The organism is Salinicola avicenniae (assembly GCF_023736115.1).
GTDB lineage: Bacteria > Pseudomonadota > Gammaproteobacteria > Pseudomonadales > Halomonadaceae > Salinicola > Salinicola avicenniae.
The window spans coordinates 145,110-160,989 of sequence record NZ_JAKQZC010000005.1; the positions used below are offsets into that span (position 1 = coordinate 145,110).

Annotated in this window: 16 protein-coding genes; 9 read left to right on the forward strand and 7 right to left on the reverse strand. The window is 63.3% G+C overall.

Annotated elements, in window-relative coordinates:
* Positions 1 to 18: 18 nt before the first annotated feature.
* Positions 19 to 909: a hypothetical protein gene (locus MC381_RS12800; protein ID WP_251978144.1), complete on the forward strand. Its 891-nt coding sequence runs from the start codon at positions 19 to 21 to the stop codon at positions 907 to 909.
* Positions 910 to 1,032: 123 nt separating this feature from the next.
* Here the strand turns inward: MC381_RS12800 and MC381_RS12805 are convergent, their stop codons facing one another.
* On the reverse strand, positions 1,033 to 1,803 hold the full coding sequence (locus MC381_RS12805) for an alpha/beta fold hydrolase (protein WP_251978479.1): 771 nt from the start codon (positions 1,801 to 1,803) through the stop codon (positions 1,033 to 1,035).
* 143 nt (positions 1,804 to 1,946) lie between these two features.
* The gene (locus MC381_RS12810) at positions 1,947 to 2,627 is read right to left on the reverse strand and encodes a 7-cyano-7-deazaguanine/7-aminomethyl-7-deazaguanine transporter (protein WP_251978145.1); all 681 of its coding nucleotides are present in this window, start codon (positions 2,625 to 2,627) and stop codon (positions 1,947 to 1,949) included.
* Positions 2,628 to 2,914: 287 nt separating this feature from the next.
* Here MC381_RS12810 and MC381_RS12815 point away from each other — a divergent pair, with 287 nt between their 5' ends.
* Positions 2,915 to 3,214 (forward strand): ArsR/SmtB family transcription factor, encoded by a 300-nt coding sequence (locus MC381_RS12815; RefSeq protein ID WP_251978146.1) that lies wholly within the window; start codon positions 2,915 to 2,917, stop codon positions 3,212 to 3,214.
* Positions 3,215 to 3,221: 7 nt separating this feature from the next.
* On the opposite strand, the gene sohB is transcribed toward MC381_RS12815, so the two are convergent.
* Complete coding sequence (sohB, locus tag MC381_RS12820; RefSeq protein ID WP_251978147.1) at positions 3,222 to 4,259, reverse strand: protease SohB; 1,038 nt, start codon at positions 4,257 to 4,259, stop codon at positions 3,222 to 3,224.
* Between the two features lie 260 nt (positions 4,260 to 4,519).
* Between sohB and MC381_RS12825 the strand changes: the two genes are divergently transcribed.
* Positions 4,520 to 4,840 (forward strand): SCP2 sterol-binding domain-containing protein, encoded by a 321-nt coding sequence (locus MC381_RS12825; RefSeq protein ID WP_251978148.1) that lies wholly within the window; start codon positions 4,520 to 4,522, stop codon positions 4,838 to 4,840.
* Between the two features lie 5 nt (positions 4,841 to 4,845).
* On the opposite strand, the gene nudC is transcribed toward MC381_RS12825, so the two are convergent.
* From nudC to MC381_RS12845, 4 genes are all read right to left on the reverse strand, one after another.
* On the reverse strand, positions 4,846 to 5,616 hold the full coding sequence (gene nudC / locus MC381_RS12830; protein WP_251978149.1) for an NAD(+) diphosphatase: 771 nt from the start codon (positions 5,614 to 5,616) through the stop codon (positions 4,846 to 4,848).
* Positions 5,616 to 6,365, reverse strand: a complete 750-nt coding sequence (dnaQ, locus tag MC381_RS12835; RefSeq protein WP_251978150.1) for a DNA polymerase III subunit epsilon — start codon at positions 6,363 to 6,365, stop codon at positions 5,616 to 5,618. The genes nudC and dnaQ overlap by 1 nt, the downstream gene beginning before the upstream one ends.
* A 56-nt stretch (positions 6,366 to 6,421) precedes the next feature.
* On the reverse strand, positions 6,422 to 6,892 hold the full coding sequence (rnhA, locus tag MC381_RS12840) for a ribonuclease HI (protein WP_251978151.1): 471 nt from the start codon (positions 6,890 to 6,892) through the stop codon (positions 6,422 to 6,424).
* A 102-nt stretch (positions 6,893 to 6,994) separates the two neighbouring features.
* Positions 6,995 to 7,855, reverse strand: coding sequence for a class I SAM-dependent methyltransferase (locus MC381_RS12845; protein ID WP_251978152.1), 861 nt, complete (start codon positions 7,853 to 7,855; stop codon positions 6,995 to 6,997).
* Positions 7,856 to 8,048: 193 nt separating this feature from the next.
* Here MC381_RS12845 and gloB point away from each other — a divergent pair, with 193 nt between their 5' ends.
* The 6 genes from gloB (at position 8,049) to MC381_RS12875 (ending at position 15,855) form a co-directional block, all read left to right on the forward strand.
* Entirely contained in the window at positions 8,049 to 8,816 is a 768-nt protein-coding gene (gene gloB / locus MC381_RS12850; protein WP_251978153.1) for a hydroxyacylglutathione hydrolase, read from the forward strand.
* 48 nt (positions 8,817 to 8,864) lie between these two features.
* Complete coding sequence (locus MC381_RS12855) at positions 8,865 to 10,013, forward strand: transglycosylase SLT domain-containing protein (RefSeq protein WP_251978154.1); 1,149 nt, start codon at positions 8,865 to 8,867, stop codon at positions 10,011 to 10,013.
* Between the two features lie 186 nt (positions 10,014 to 10,199).
* Positions 10,200 to 12,098, forward strand: coding sequence for an extracellular solute-binding protein (locus tag MC381_RS12860; RefSeq protein WP_251978155.1), 1,899 nt, complete (start codon positions 10,200 to 10,202; stop codon positions 12,096 to 12,098).
* A 9-nt stretch (positions 12,099 to 12,107) separates the two neighbouring features.
* Positions 12,108 to 13,181, forward strand: coding sequence for a microcin C ABC transporter permease YejB (locus tag MC381_RS12865; protein ID WP_251978156.1), 1,074 nt, complete (start codon positions 12,108 to 12,110; stop codon positions 13,179 to 13,181).
* Positions 13,181 to 14,275 (forward strand): ABC transporter permease, encoded by a 1,095-nt coding sequence (locus MC381_RS12870; RefSeq protein ID WP_251978157.1) that lies wholly within the window; start codon positions 13,181 to 13,183, stop codon positions 14,273 to 14,275. Before MC381_RS12865 ends, MC381_RS12870 begins: the two co-directional genes overlap by 1 nt.
* The gene (locus MC381_RS12875) at positions 14,272 to 15,855 is read left to right on the forward strand and encodes an ABC transporter ATP-binding protein (RefSeq protein WP_251978158.1); all 1,584 of its coding nucleotides are present in this window, start codon (positions 14,272 to 14,274) and stop codon (positions 15,853 to 15,855) included. The genes MC381_RS12870 and MC381_RS12875 overlap by 4 nt, the downstream gene beginning before the upstream one ends.
* Positions 15,856 to 15,880 lie beyond the last annotated feature (25 nt).

Sequence of the window (15,880 nt, forward strand, 5' to 3'; positions counted from 1 at the left end):
CTCGGCTAGACTGGAGACATGCAACGAATCCCCGATCTCGATGAAGCGCCGCCGGCCGAGGCGCTCCCCTCGCTGGCGCTGGAGTCACGCCATGAGCTGCCCACGCGACCGGGCATCTACGTCTTTTTCGGCCAGCGTGACATGCCGCTCTACATCGGCAAGAGCGTGAATATTCGTGCACGAGTCCGTAGCCATGTCTCGCAACCCGCCTCGATGCGGCATCAGAGACTGATGGAACAGACCTGCCTCGTCGCCTGGCGAGAGACCGGTGGCGATCTCGGAGCCCAACTACTTGAAGCCGACCTGATCAAGCGCTGGATACCGTTGCACAACCGTCAGTTGCGCAAGCGCGTCAGACTGGTCAGTTGGAACTGGCCAGCGGGAGACTCGCACCCCACGCTGACCGACGGCCAATGGATCGTGACAGGGCGATCCTGTTTCTACGGTCTTTACCGAAACCATCGCGAAGCCAGCACGGTGCTACGCGACATCGCGGGGGAAGCAGCGCTGTGCCTGCGCGTGCTCGGGCTGGATAGCGGGCGAGGCGCTTGTTTCGGTTATCAGATTGGCCGTTGTCGAGGGGCCTGCTGCGGAAAGGAGACGCTTGAGGCGCATACTCTTCGCGCCAGGGAAGCCATGGAGAGACTCCGCATCGAGCAGTGGCCCTGGCCGGGGCGCGTCGCATTCCGGGAAAGCGACACCCCGGGCCATTCCTGCTTCCATATTGTCGATCACTGGCACTATCAAGGCACCGTTGCCTCGCTCCAGGCGCTGGAGAGCCTGCCAGACGCCCGGGGCTTCGATATCGACACCTATCGCATCATCAACCGTTTCCTGGCCTCACCGCACGCGACGATCGAAACGATTTCCATCGATGGCGATATCACTGACGACCCGCACGACATCTGAGCCGGCGGCGACAGACATGGCCACTCAGGCGCCGGCCAAGACAGGGCGGAATTGGCCTCACCCGATCTCAGGTCTCAGGTCTCGGGTCTCAGGTCTCAGGTCTCAGGTCTCAGGTCTCAGGTCTCAGGTCTCGGCATCCTCGAGAAACGCATCGACGGCTTCACGGAAAGCCTCCGGCTGCTCGGCATGCAGCCAGTGCCCAGCCCCCTCGAGCGTGCGCAGCTCGACGGCCGGCAGCACGGCCTCGATCGCCTCGCGATAGCGGTCGAGCACATAGTGGGATTCACTCCCTCGCAGCAGCAACGTCGGCCCCTCATAGGGCGAGTCACCGCCGGGCGCGGCGATGATCGCTTCGTAATCGGCCGCGATCTCGTCCAGCCCGACTCGCCAGCGCATGATGCCGTCGTCATCGCGCACGAGATTGGTCGCCAGAAACTGGCGGGTGGGAACGCTGTCAATGACCGCCGCCATGACGCGGTCGGCATCCTTGCGCGATGTCGGCTGTGCCGACTCCACCCGGCGCAGCGCAGCGAAGACGTCATCATGCCCATGGCCATAGGCGACCGGAGCCACATCGGCCACGACCAGCCGAGCCACCCGCTGGGGATGCTGACGCGCCAGCGTGATCGCCACTTTCCCCCCCATGGAGTGCCCGAGCAGATCGAAGCGTTCGATCTCCAGCGCATCCAGTAGCGCCATCACGTCTTTGGCCATGGCCGGATAAGCCATACCCTCGATGTGCGGGGAGCGACCGTGATTGCGAAGATCGACGGCGATCACTCGCCGCCTCGTCTGCCAATGCTTGATATGAGAACGCCAGTTATCGGCGCTGCCGAAGAGCCCATGAAGCACCACCAACGGCAGTGCGCCCCCTTCGACATCGCCCGTATCCATGCAATGCAGTTGCAAAGTAGACCCTCCCGTTCGTTCATCACTGTCTTGGGCATGTGAAAACGCCGCTCTGCGGCCTCTCGCCAGGACGTTCACCTTAACAGAGTCGCGGCGGTGTCCACTGCCGGGCGAGCACCTATCCCGCTTCAGCCGCCGGGCATACCCGACAGCTTCTGTCCGCGTGCAACGCCCGGTACGAGACGCCGCGCCACGTAGCTGAGCACGACGCCGTAAAGTGGCAGGAAGACGATCAGACTGATGGCGAGCTTCACGCCGTAATCGAACCAGGCGATCCCGACCCAGTGGTCGCGCATGAACGGGTCTGGGCTGCGCCAGAAGGCAATGGAGAAAAACGCGAAGGTATCTGCCAGATTCCCCACGATCGTCGACAACATCGGGGCCACCCACCACGCCCGCAGGCGGCGCAGGCGATCGAAAACGTGAATATCCAGAATCTGCCCGAGCACATAGGCCATGAAGCTTGCCAAGGCGATGCGACCGACGAACAGATTCCACTGCCCGAGCGTTTCCAACCCCTGGAAGCGCCCCTGCTGAAACAGTACCGAGATGACGTAAGAAATCAGCAGTGCCGGCAACATGACTCTGGCAATGATCCGGCGAGCGGCATGCTTGCCGAATAGCCGCACCGTCAGGTCCGTGGCCAGAAAGATAAACGGGAAGCTGAAGGCGCCCCAGGTCGTGTGCAGCCCCCAAAGCATGAAAGGCAACTGCACCAGATAGTTGCTCGCGCTGATGACGAGCACGTGAAAGCAGACCAGCCACGCCAGTGCAATACGGCGTTGACGGGCATCGAGTTTGACGAGCATGAAGCACCTTTTTCGTTCGCCTGCGGGATCGTGTATCCACGGGGCCGAGGGGGCGAGGGAACCCTCTATTATCGACGAGTCACGCGACCGGGTCGTTGCATCGAAGCTCCTGCTCCGGTTCTACGTGGCACGCCAGCGGGCGCGCATTATAGGTACGTTGTTCGGCGGGAGCTAGCGGGAGGAGCACAAAATAGTTTGTAACCCTAAGTTACATTACCGTAATATACGAAACACTTGTTAAGGACTAACCGTCATCTGCGCCAGCACACACGGACACCAAGCTCAATATGAACAAAGTGACACCGCTTTCCGATCGACAGCTCGCGCCCGCGACTGCCGCGCTCAAGGCCGTTGCCAACGAAAGCCGACTTCGCATCCTTTGCCTGCTGCTGCAGGGCGAAAGATCAGTAACTGAAATCAACCGCGAACTGACGCTCAGCCAGTCGGCACTGTCCCAGCATTTGGCGGTACTGCGTCAGGAGAACCTGGTGACCACGCGGCGCAGCTCACAGGTTATCTTCTATTCCCTGAACGGTGAGGTCGCCGAGCGCTTGATCCAGACACTCGGCGAGCTCGATATCGCCTGATATCGGCTTATCGCCGCTGCCAGGGTAACGCCTCCACGCTGGAGAGCAGGCGGTCGACCCCTTGATCGACGCCACGCTCCACGCCCTGCGCGAAACGCCCCATCACACCGCGCCGCGTCTGTAGCGACACCTTGAGCACGCGTGCCTTGGCCTGACGTTCGAGCAGATACCCGTCGCTGGTTCCCACCGCATCGACCAATCCCGCTTCCCGCGCCTCACTGCCATACCAGATTTCACCTGTCGCAACGCGCTCGACGTCGAGGGCAGGCCGGCGCTGGGATACATAGCGCTTGAACAGATCATGCGTCGACTGCAGATCCTCGAGGAACTTCTCGCGCCCCTCCTCGTTGTTCTCCCCCAGCACGGTCAGCGTGCGCTTGTAGCGTCCTGCGGTCAGCAGTTCGACATCCACATCATGCTTCTTGAGCAAACGGTGAATATTGGGTATCTGCGCCACGACACCGATCGAACCGATCACGGCGAAGGGCGCCGCAATTACGTGATGGGCGGCGCAGGCCATCATGTAGCCGCCGCTGGCGGCGACCCGATCGACACAGACCGTCAGACGGACACCGGCATCGCGAAGCCGATCCAGTTGAGCGGCGGCCAGGCCGTAGCTATGGACCAGACCACCACCGGACTGCAGACGCAGCACGACTTCATCCGCCTCTTTGACCACGCCAAGCAGCAGAGAGACCAGCTCCGCCAGCGCAGGCGTCGCGGAGGCTCTCAGGTCGCCCTCGAAATCGAGCACCCAGACGCGCGCGCCGGGGTCATCGTCGCCCGCCTTGCGCGCTCGCTTGAGCGCGCGGCGCGAGGCCTTGGCCATACGCCGCCTGCGGTGTGCCGGCACGGCTGCGAGCTCGAGTTGCCGCTGGTGTCGCTCGGCACGCCGATCCAGCGCCTCGATCTTCAGCGTCGACCCTGAGTCGCCGGTCGATTTACGCCTGACGCCGGCGATCGCGACGAGAATCACCACCAGCGCCAGCACCAGCGTTACCGTCTTGGCCAGAAAAAGGCCGTATTCACTCAACCACTCGGTCACGTCTCGCTCCTTTCAATGAGATGACATTCTCGCACCGTCATGGAATCCTTGTCCTGGCGCCCTCGCACCGCTGGCCCATACGCCTCGACTCGCGGCACACCGCTTCGACGACGCCCGAGCGTACTGACATCCAAGGCATGGCCACTGGCTTCGATGCTTTGCCGCCCGGCGAGAACCCGTCGACGTCTCAAACCCCATTCACGAGTTGCGCCGGCCCGCCGACAATGATTTGCTACTCAGTTGATTGACCGGAGAAAACCATGGACGAAGATCGCCTGATCACCAAACTCCAAGACCGGTTCGACCCAGCAGCCGCGGGCCAACTAACGGCCGTCTACCAGTTCGATCTCGATGACACCGAGAATTATCACGTGCAGATCGACCAGGGCGAACTCGATATTCACCAAGGCCAGCACGATAAGCCAGACGTCGTCATCGCCAGCAACTCCGCGACGCTGATCGCGCTGTTCAAGAAAGAACTCAACGCCATGCAGGCGCTACTCAGCGGCCGGATCAAGGTCAAGGGCGATATCGGTCTCGCCAGCCGACTCCCGAAGCTCTTCGGCAAACCTCGGGAGTGACACGTCTAGCGGACGGCAACCGCTCCCCGGTGGGTCTCTATCAACTGGCGCGAGATCGAATAGACCGGCGGCAGTTGCGGCAACCTTTCAGGCGTAAACCAGGCGGCATCGACGATCTCCTCACCGTCGATCCGAATGCGTCGGCTGGCAGCCTCCGCGAAGAACCCCATCATGAGCGAGTGGGGGAATGGCCAGGACTGGCTCTTGAAGAAGCTGACCCGCCCGACCTCGACGCCGACCTCTTCCATGACCTCCCGGCGCACGGCGGCCTCGACCGACTCGCCAGGCTCGATAAAGCCAGCCAACGTGGAGTAACGCTGCGGCGGAAAGCGCGGGCTGCGCGCCAGCAGCATCTCCTTGCCGTAGGTGACCAAGGTAATGATGCAGGGTGAGATCCGCGGATAACCGCGCAACCCGCAGTTGTCGCATTGCATCGCGAACTCGTGCAGCAGGCGTCGCGTCGAATGCCCGCAGCGCCCGCAGAAGCGGTGATCGCGCTGCCAGCGGGTCACCTGTAGTGCCGTGGCAAGCAGCTCGCTCTCGGCCGCCGATGCCTGCGCCAGCCAATCGCGCAATGGCGGCCACTGCGCGTCGCCAGACTCGAGCGCGACCGCAACCGGCGCATCGTTCCAGTACCCCAGACGCATGGCGTCTTCAGGCCAGGCATCACTCCACCCCAGCAGACTGCCATCGGCCGCGGGCGCGGCGCCATCATTGCTCAATCTGAGCAGCCAGCCGGTCGCAATATCGGCCGGCGGCATTTCGCGTCGCAACATCAGTGAGGAGACTCCGCTGAGGCCAGTTTGTCCCACTGCACTTCTCCGCTCGACTCGCGAATCTGATCGAGACGCTGACGGTGGGCTTCCCATTCCGCCTCGCTGGGCTGCGTCACCGATAGCGAGACACGGTCCCGGCTGATACGCCGGATACCGCTCGCGCCACCGGCTTCACCGCTGCTTCTCGCCTCCTCGCCCGCCAGGGAGAGCGCGGTCTGCCCACCGGTCATCGCCAGGTAGACATCCGCCAGAATCTCGGAGTCGAGCAGTGCACCGTGGAGCACGCGCTGGCCATTGTCCACGTCGTAACGCTTGCATAAGGCATCCAGGCTGTTGCGCTGCCCCGGATGCATCTGACGAGCCATCTTCAGCGTATCCAGCACGCTGCAGTGATCGGCCGTCGGCCCGAGCTTGGGTTCGCCCCGAGCGGCGTTCAGCAAGCGAAATTCGTGATCGAAGAAACCTACGTCGAAAGGCGCATTGTGAATGACCAGCTGGGCGCCGCGAATAAACTCCCAGAGCTCGTCGGCGATCTGCGCGAAGACCGGTTCGTTGGCCACTCGCTCGTTGGTAATGCCATGAATCTCGATCGCCTCGGCCTCGATCTCCCGCTCGGGATTGATGTACTGATGATAAGTGCGACCGGTGAACCGCCGGTTGATCAGCTCGATGCCACCGATCTCGATGATGCGGTGTCCCTCGCGCGGGTCGATGCCGGTGGTCTCCGTATCCATGACGATTTGGCGCATGCCGTGATCCTCGCTAATACCTTGGTGGTTGCGTGCGGTGCTTACGTGCGGTGGCGCTATCGCGCGGCAACGACCTCGTCGATCGCCTCATTGACCAGTCGATCGGCGGCCTCATTGCCCTCGTGCCCGCTATGCCCCTTGACCCAGTGCCATTCGACCTCGTGTCGCTGGGTCTCGGCAAGCAGCTCACGCCATAGCTCGGCATTCTTGACCGGCTGTTTGGATGCCGTGACCCAGCCCTTCTTCTGCCAGCCGTGAATCCATTCGGTGATCCCTTTGCGCACATACTGGGAGTCGGTCCACAGCGCCACCCGGCATGGGCGGTCCAACAGGCGCAGCGCCTGGATCGCCGCCATCAGTTCCATGCGATTGTTGGTCGTCTGCGGCTCGCCCCCCTTCAAGGTCTTTCGATGCTGTCCATAGACGAGCAATGCGCCCCATCCTCCGGGGCCGGGATTGCCGCGACAGCCGCCGTCGGTGTAGATGGTCACTTGCGGTAGGGCTTGCTCGGACTTCGGGGCTGACAAGACGGAAACTCTCTCTATGGCGTGACAATGGGTGAGTTGGACTCGGAAAGCTGGGGCCGGCGGACAATTGGTACTTCGCTCGACGCCGAGATCAGGACGAAGTCACGCTGACTGACGCGCGGTTGCGCCGGGGACTGACGCGCCATGGTCGCCGCCGACCGGTGAACGCTCCGGTGCCACGCTGGCAGCGCCGCCGATCGCCGTGGGGCGGACAGCTGGCCGAGAAGCGGCGTCGGCATCACGAGCAAGCCCAAGCCAGGCACCCGCGCGCGCGCCGCTCGGAGGAATCTCCTGCAGTCGGATCGGTTGAACCGGCAGCACGCGACGCCGAGCGACCAGCAAGTAGGCCGAGGCCAGTGGCACGTTGTAGCGTCGCCCGAACGTCTCGAGATGGCGATTGCCTACCGGTCGACCAGGCAACCGAAAACCGCAGTAGTCTACCCGTTCGATCTCGAAGTCCACAAACGCCAGCCAGTCGCTGAGACGCCGTGGCGTTCGCCAGCTCTGCCGCCACGGCGCCGGCCGCCGCGAGCGCCAGCCGGCGGAAGGCCCGAACGGATGCCAGCCAAAGACCAGCAATCGACCGTCCGCCCGCGTCACGCGCGCCGCTTCCTGTAGCACGTGATGGGGGCGCTCTACCGCCTCCAGCAAGTGATGTACCAGCACCAGATCGATGCTGTCATCCGCCAGCGGCAGGCGTTCGGGTAAGCAGACCAGGGTATTGTGTTCTCCGGCGAGCTGTTCGTTGGGGGACCAGCCCAGCGCCCGTTGTACCGGGCACATGTCACTCATCAAGGGCGCCATGCCCAGTTGCAGGCTGACCTCGCCCTGATGACTTTCGCAGTGCGGCCCGAGGCACGCCCGTTCGGCTCGCCACAGGGCCTGGCCGTGAGCGGAAGCCCAGTATCGGCGGCCTTCGGTGACGGCAGCCGCCAGCGAATGGGTGGGAGACGAGATTGACACGAGCGGAATAACTCCCCAAGGTTGTCGCATTTTGACGTCGGGACCGTCGGCATCCGCAGACAGGTGATGACCTCCCGCGCGTCCGTTATCGTCATCGTCGATGCCGGACTCCCCCCACGATGGCCAGCCAATATCGTTGGGGAAGGCCGAGTACGAACTATCAGTACGAACTATCGTCGAACAAGGATCGCACATGTTGACCGTGATACCGATTCCCGCGCTGCAGGATAACTATATCTGGCTGTTTCGTCAGGACACCAGCAACCGCGTAGCCGTGGTCGATCCCGGTGATGCCGCTCCCGTGGTCGACTGGCTGGAGCGGGAGCAACTGATGCTGGATACGATCCTGATCACCCATCATCACGCCGACCACACCGGCGGACTGAAGCCCCTGATCGAACGCTATTCACCGACGGTATACGGTCCGGACAACCCGGCCATCGAGGGTATTCAGCAGGTTGTCGGCGAAGGCGACGAGTGCCATGTGCTCGGCCGTCGCTTCGAGGTATACGCCGTCCCCGGGCATACGCTCGATCATATCGCATTCTACGCCCCGGGTACTCCCGGCCTGCTGTTTGCCGGCGACACGCTGTTCTCGGCAGGATGCGGCCGTTGTTTTGAGGGCACCCCGCGACAGATGCAGGCGTCGCTGGACAAACTGAATGCCCTGCCCGAGGACACCCTCGTCTTCGCGGCCCACGAATACACCCTCGCCAATCTCGACTTTGCGGCGGCCGCAGAACCCGACAACCCCGCGCGTGCGGCATACCGCGAGACCTGCGATCAGGCTCGCCGGCTCGACCGTCCGACGCTGCCTACCACGCTCGGTCGGGAGCGGCAGATCAACCCCTTCCTGCGCGTCGACCAGGCAAGCGTGCAGGAAGCGCTGCGCGAACAGGGGCCAACCGATGACAGAACCACGGCCTTCGCCACCCTGCGTGGCTGGAAGGACCGCTTCTAGCCCATCGTTCGGCGCCGGCACTATCGTGACACAAGGATTTTCGAACCCATGAACACCCGATCGCGGCGTCGCCAGGCCTTGTATGGCCTGGCGAGCGGCCTGCTGTTATCCACGCTTCCCGCGACGGCCTTGGCGGTCGACACCGGACAACGAGACACTGCCGGCGGCTTCTGGTCCGCGCTGGTCCTGCAGGAACGCCCGGCGCCAGATGCCTGGAGTCGCCTACGTCACGATTTCCGCCTGTCACACGAAACCGCCAATCCGCGCGTGTCCGAATGGCTCGACTGGTACCGTGCCCACCCGCGGCATGTCGAGCAGGTGGCCGCTCGGGCGCGCCCCTGGCTACACTGGATCACCACCCGCCTGGCGGCGCACGAACTGCCAAGCGAAATCGCCCTGCTACCCTTCATCGAAAGCGGCTATGACCCGGCGGCAACCAATCCCGGCGGCGCCGCGGGCCTGTGGCAGTTCATGCCGGGCACCGGTGATGCCATGGGGCTCTCGCGCACGGCCTGGTACGACGGTCGGCACGATGTCGTGGCAGCCACCGATGCCGCCATGCGCTACCTGCGACAGCTCTCCGACCGTTGGTACGATGGCGATCTGATGCTGGGGCTAGCCGCCTACAACGCCGGCGCGGGAACCGTTAATGTGGCCCGAGAGGCCGCCGCGAACCGGGGTGCCCCCATCGATTACTGGCATCTTCGGTTGCCCTCCGAAACGATGGCTTATATCCCCCGGCTGCTGGCACTCTCGGAGGTTATCGCTCACCCGGCAGAGTATGGCGTGTCACTGCCCGCTATCCCGGATCGCTCGGCGTTCGTTGAAGTGCCCACGGATGGCCCGCTCACGCTGTCTTTGGCCGCCGAGCTTGCCGGTGTGAAGCCTCGCACCCTGCGTCGCCTCAATCCGGGCTTCAAGCGTGCTGCCACCCGGCCACGAGATGACGCCACGATCCTGCTGCCGATTGCCGCAAGAGAGCGTTTTCTCGATAACCTCGCCACGTTGCCCGACAGTCAGCGCACCGTGCTCAATCGCTATCAGGTCCAGCGCGGGGATACACTTTCCGGCATCGCCAGGCGGTTCGGTGCCAGCGTCGCCGAGATTCGACAAGAGAATGACCTTCAGGGCGACGTCATTCGTGTTGGCCAGACGCTCTCCGTGCCGGCCGCGCGCCTAGCCCAGGCCGGTCACTGAGCCCCTCCGCCCGGTGAGACCGCTCGCACGTGGTCGGGCTTCCCTCCATCGCGTTTCGCGTCGACAATAGCGAAGCGTTAGAAATAGAGCATCTCGCAGCCACGCGGACGGCGAGCGATAAAACGGCAGCAACAGGCGAATGGCGGCAACGATGGTGTCTAACGGAGCAATGACCGGATGATCTCGATGGCCTCCTTCCGACGCCTCGGAACCTACTTCGTGATGGTGGCAACGCTATTGGCGTCACCGGGAATGGCACACGCGGAAGCCGCGCCCACCGAGTCGCCTTCGACTGACCGCGCGTCAGCCACCGACGGGAACAGTGGCGTTCCCACCGTCCATGCTCTCGCTCTCTACGGCGACCCCGCACTGCCGACGGCCTTCGACCACCTGCCTTACGTCAATCCCGATGCGCCCCATGGCGGCAGGCTCCGTCAAGCCGCCAACGGGAGCTTTGACTCGACCAACCCCTTCATCATCCAAGGGACGCCAGCCAGCGGGCTCAGCCTGACCTACGACACGCTGATGGAAGAGAGCGGCGACGAGCCGTTCACTATGTATGGCCTGTTGGCCGAGGGTATTCGCCTCGACCCCGACCGACACTGGATGGAGATCGACCTGCGACCCGAAGCGCGTTTTCACGATGGCTCACCGGTTACCGCCGCCGACGTGGTATTCAGTTTTCGCCTGCTTCGCGAAAAGGGACAGCCCTTCTATCGGGCCTACTATGCCAACGTCGAATCGATCGAGGCACTCAGCGAGCGAACGGTGCGTTTCGAATTCTCCAACAACGACTCCCGCGAGCTACCGCTGATTCTCGGGCAGCTGCCGGTCCTGCCGGCGCACTACTGGCAGGATCGCGACTTCACGCGGCCGACCCTCGACAAGCTGCTTGGCTCGGGTCCCTACGAAATTGCCGACATCGATCCCGGTCGCCGTATCGTCTATCGTCGCGTCGACGACTACTGGGGCCGCGATCTTCCGTTGAATCGCGGGCGCTACAACATCGATCAGCTCGTCTATGAGTACTTCCGTGACCAGTCGATCGCCCTGGAAGCATTTTTGGCCGGCGAACTCGATTACCGCACCGAGAACAGTGCCAAGAACTGGGCCACGGCCTACGATACCCCTGCCGTGGACGACGGCTCGGTGACGCGAACCGTGATCCCGGACGGCCAGCCTGCCGGCATGCAGGGGTACATTTTCAACACGCGACGGGACAAGCTCTCCGATCCGCGCGTCCGACGGGCTATCGGGTTAGCGTTTGATTTCGATTGGCTCAACACCCATCTCTTCTACGGCGCCTACCAGCGCACCCATAGTTTCTTTGAAAATTCCGAGATGGCCGCCACGGGCCTGCCGAGCGATGCCGAACGGGCGCTGCTTGCGCCCTACCGTGACCAGCTGTCCGACGCGATCTTCGATCAGCCGCTGCCGCTCGACCCGCCGCAGGCATTACGCCCACGGCTGCGCCAGGCGCTATCCCTGCTGCGAGATGCCGGTTACGAGGTCGATGACGGTCAATTGGTCGACCGCGATAGCGGCCGGCCGCTGACACTGGAATTCTTGCTCTATGACACCCAGTTCGAGCGTATCGCCCAACCGTTCGTACAGAACCTGGCCCGACTCGGTATTCAGGCGCGTGTTCGTGTCGTGGACGTCAACCAATACCTCAATCGCCTGCGCACCTTCGACTTCGATATCATCGGCGCGACGCTGCCCCAGTCGAACAACCCCGGCAACGAGCAGCGTAACTACTGGACCAGTGACTACGCCGATACACCGCAGAGTCGCAACTATGCCGGCATACGCAACCCCGTCGTCGATGACCTGGTGGACAAGCTGATTGCCGCCGATAGTCGCGACGCGCTCGACACGGCGGCGCGCGCGCTGGACCGCGTGCTGCGCTGGGGCTTCTATGTCGTACCACAGTGGTATCTCGATGGCACGCGAATTGCCGCCTGGGACAAATTCGACTACCCCGCCGAGCTGCCCCGTTTCGCCTATAGCGTCGATCTCAGCACCTGGTGGGTCGACCCGAGCCGCGCGGCCACGATCAATGCGCGCCAGCGCGGCCAGGAATAGGAGCCATTCATGGCTGGATACATCGCTCGCCGCCTGCTGTTGATGGTCCCCACCCTGCTCGGGATCCTGCTGCTCAACTTTCTCATCGTGCAGGCGGCTCCCGGCGGCCCGATCGATCAGATGATGGCTCGCTTCGAGGGCCTGGACAGCAGCGCCAGCACCGGCCTTTCCGGCGGCGGCGGTGACGGCGAGCAAACCTCGTCAGCTCGCCAGGGCGCCGGCGCTGACGAAGCCCTGCGGCAGGCGCTCACCGAGGAGTACGGCTTCGACAAGCCGCCCTGGCAGCGATTTGCGTTGATGCTCGAGGACTACGCCACCTTCGACCTCGGGGAGAGCCTGTTTCGCGGACAGCCGGTCATCGACCTGATCCTCGACCGACTGCCGGTCTCGATCTCTCTGGGACTCTGGACGACACTACTGGTCTACCTGATCTCGATCCCCCTGGGCATTCGCAAGGCGCTGCGTCACGGCAGCGCTTTTGACGTGTGGTCCTCCGGTATCGTGATCGTCGGCTACGCGATTCCCGGGTTCCTCTTTGCCATTCTGCTGATCGTCGTATTCGCCGGCGGCAGCTACCTGGACTGGTTTCCGCTGCGCGGGCTGACCTCATCGAATTTCAGCGAGCTGTCGCCCGGCGGCAAGATCGTCGACTACTTCTGGCATATTGCCCTGCCGGTCACGGCCTCTGCCGTCGGCAGCTTCGCCACGCTGACGATGCTGACCAAGAACAGTTTTCTCGACGAAATTCACAAGCAGTACGTGCTGACCGCCAGAGCCAAGGGTGCCTCCGACCGCCGGGTACTCTATGGCCATGTCTTTCGCAACGCGATGCTCATCATCATCGCCGGCCTGCCTTCGGCACTCATCGGGATCTTCTTTACCGGCTCTCTGCTGATCGAGGTGATCTTCTCGCTCAATGGTCTCGGCCTGCTTGGCTTCGAAGCCGTCATGCAGCGCGACTATCCGCTCATCTTCGGCACGCTGTATCTCTACACGCTGATCGGCCTGCTGCTGAAACTGGTTTCGGATTTGACCTACGTCTGGGTCGATCCACGCATCGATTTTGCCTCCCGGGAGTCGTGATGAACCGCACACGTCCACGTCTGTCGCCCATTACCCGGCGACGCATCCAGATCTTCCGCGGCAATCGGCGGGCAGTCTGGTCGCTGTGGCTGTTCGGTTTACTGTTCCTGCTCAGCCTCGGGGCCGAATTGATCGCCAACGACAAGCCCATCGTGATGCAGTACGACGGAGACTGGTACGCCCCGCTGCTGATCGATTATCCGGAAACCACCTTCGACGGGTTTCTGCCCACCACCACCGACTATCGCGATCCTTTCGTGCGCTACCAGATTGCCGAGCACGGTTGGGCGCTGTGGCCACCGGTACCGTTTTCCTATCAGACGCTCGATCGCGATATCCAGGGCCCCGTACCCTCACCCCCCAACCGTCGTCATTGGCTGGGAACCGACGATCAGGGGCGCGATGTCTTTGCCCGCGTCCTCTATGGATTTCGCCTTTCGGTCGCATTCGCGCTGGCGCTGACCGGCGGCTCGATCGTTCTCGGTGTCGTAATCGGTGGCGTACAAGGCTATTTTGGCGGCAAGACCGATCTTATCGGCCAGAGGCTCATCGAAATCTGGTCAGGGTTGCCGGTGCTGTTCCTGCTCATCATTCTCGCCAGCCTGGTCGAACCCAACGTCTGGTGGCTGCTCGGCATCATGCTGCTGTTCTCGTGGCTGGGGCTCGTCGATATCGTCCGCGCCGAGTTCTTGCGCGCGCGCAATCTCGAATACGTCCGCGCGGCTCGCGCCATGGGGCTGCCGCCACTGCTGATCATGCGTCGCCACGTACTGCCCAATGCCATGGTGGCAACGCTGACCTTCATTCCCTTCCTGTTCACCGGCGCCATCACCACGCTGACCGCCCTGGACTTCCTTGGCTTCGGTCTTCCGCCAGGCTCGCCGTCCCTCGGTGAATTGGTAGCCCAGGGCAAGAATAATCTCCAGGCCCCCTGGCTGGGCATCACGGCCTTTCTCAGTCTGAGTATCATGCTGTCGCTACTAGTATTCATCGGGGAAGGACTCCGCGACGCCTTCGATCCGCGCCACATCCTCGCGGCCGGCCGGACCGGGAACGGACCGGCCGTGACCGCGATACAGGAAGCTTTGCCATGAGCCCCTCACATCTGTTCGAACTGCGTCAGCTGGCGGTCCGCTTCGGTGATCGCCTGGCCGTCGACTCGCTGTCTCTGCACGTGGATCGCGGCGAGTTCGTCGCAGTCGTGGGGGAGTCCGGCTCGGGTAAGTCGGTCAGCGTTCTCGGGGCGCTCGGTCTCCTGCCTCCCGGTGCCGAGATCACGGGTGAGCGCGCGTTCGAGCATCGGGATCTGTCGCGGTTATCCCGGCGAGAGTGGCAAACGATTCGCGGCGGGCAGATAGGTTTCGTGTTTCAGGAACCGATGACGTCTCTCAACCCGCTGCACACCATCGGCAAGCAGATCGGTGAAACCCTGCGCCTGCATCAGGGCTTACGGGGGCAAGCGGCCCATCAACGCAGCCAGGAGCTGCTCGAACGCGTGAAGCTGCCGCGTGTCTCGGAATTGCTCGACGCCCGGCCACATCAGCTGTCTGGCGGTCAACGCCAACGCGTGATGATCGCCATGGCCATTGCCAACGATCCGAGGCTGTTGATCGCCGACGAACCGACGACCGCGCTGGACGTTACCGTACAGCAAGAGATTCTCGCGCTGCTTGATTCGCTGCGCCGGGACCATGGCATGGGATTGCTGTTGATCAGCCACGACCTGAATCTGGTCAGACGTCACGCCGATCGCGTTGTCGTCATGCACCGCGGCCAGGCCGTCGAGAGCGGCCCGGCCGCCACCGTCTTCAAAACGCCCACCCAGCCCTACACCCGCAAGCTTCTCGCGGCAGTCCCCGAAGGCAGCCCCCATCCGCTCGCCGGCGACGCGCCTCGCCTGCTCGCGGCCAAGCGGCTGCGCGTGGCGTTTGAACGCCCCAAACCGTTCCTGCGAGCTCGCCCTCCCGCCTTCGTGGCACTGGAGCCCATGGAGCTCTCGCTGCACGCGGGCGAAACGCTGGGCATCGTCGGCGAGTCCGGGTCCGGCAAGTCAACCCTCGCCGCCGCGCTGATTCGACTCATCGACGCCTCGGGCGAGATCCACTATCAAGGCCACCGCCTCGACACGCTGACAGGCAAGGCGCTGCGCCGCCAGCGCCGTGAGCTGCAGATCGTCTTCCAGGACCCCTATGGCTCACTCTCCCCGCGTATGCCCGTTGCCGACCTGATCAGCGAAGGCCTGCGTTACCACCACCTCGAGCTGGACACCGCCACCATCGAGCGGCGTGTCGCCGATGCACTGGCAGAGGTCGATCTGCCTGCGGATTGCGGGGACCGCTATCCGCACGAATTCTCCGGCGGTCAGCGCCAGCGCATTGCGATCGCCCGCGCCTTGATTCTCAAGCCGCGCCTGCTCGTCCTCGACGAGCCGACTTCCGCTCTCGACCGCACCGTTCAGAAGCAGCTGATCGAGCTGTTGCGAGACGTTCAGGCGCGCCATGGTATTGGCTACTTGTTTATCAGCCACGACCTGGCCGTGGTACGTGCCCTGTCGCACCGCATCATCGTGCTGAAGGACGGGGCTATCGTCGAGCAGGGCCGTTGCGAACAGGTGCTTTCCGCGCCACGATCCGAGTACACGCGCGCCTTGATCGCTGCGGCGGACCTGAACTGAGCCTTGCTATCTGATGTAGGGAAAA

Coding starts and splice junctions, on each gene's coding strand:
- MC381_RS12805 (WP_251978479.1), bottom strand. CDS start 1,803: ATGGATACGGGCGATGTCGAAGGGGGCGCACTGCCGTTGGTGGTGCTT.
- MC381_RS12870 (WP_251978157.1), top strand. CDS start 13,181: ATGAACCGCACACGTCCACGTCTGTCGCCCATTACCCGGCGACGCATC.
- nudC (WP_251978149.1), bottom strand. CDS start 5,616: ATGTTGCGACGCGAAATGCCGCCGGCCGATATTGCGACCGGCTGGCTG.
- MC381_RS12810 (WP_251978145.1), bottom strand. CDS start 2,627: ATGCTCGTCAAACTCGATGCCCGTCAACGCCGTATTGCACTGGCGTGG.
- MC381_RS12825 (WP_251978148.1), top strand. CDS start 4,520: ATGGACGAAGATCGCCTGATCACCAAACTCCAAGACCGGTTCGACCCA.
- MC381_RS12860 (WP_251978155.1), top strand. CDS start 10,200: ATGGCCTCCTTCCGACGCCTCGGAACCTACTTCGTGATGGTGGCAACG.
- MC381_RS12800 (WP_251978144.1), top strand. CDS start 19: ATGCAACGAATCCCCGATCTCGATGAAGCGCCGCCGGCCGAGGCGCTC.
- MC381_RS12815 (WP_251978146.1), top strand. CDS start 2,915: ATGAACAAAGTGACACCGCTTTCCGATCGACAGCTCGCGCCCGCGACT.
- dnaQ (WP_251978150.1), bottom strand. CDS start 6,365: ATGCGCCAAATCGTCATGGATACGGAGACCACCGGCATCGACCCGCGC.
- MC381_RS12875 (WP_251978158.1), top strand. CDS start 14,272: ATGAGCCCCTCACATCTGTTCGAACTGCGTCAGCTGGCGGTCCGCTTC.
- gloB (WP_251978153.1), top strand. CDS start 8,049: ATGTTGACCGTGATACCGATTCCCGCGCTGCAGGATAACTATATCTGG.
- MC381_RS12865 (WP_251978156.1), top strand. CDS start 12,108: ATGGCTGGATACATCGCTCGCCGCCTGCTGTTGATGGTCCCCACCCTG.
- MC381_RS12855 (WP_251978154.1), top strand. CDS start 8,865: ATGAACACCCGATCGCGGCGTCGCCAGGCCTTGTATGGCCTGGCGAGC.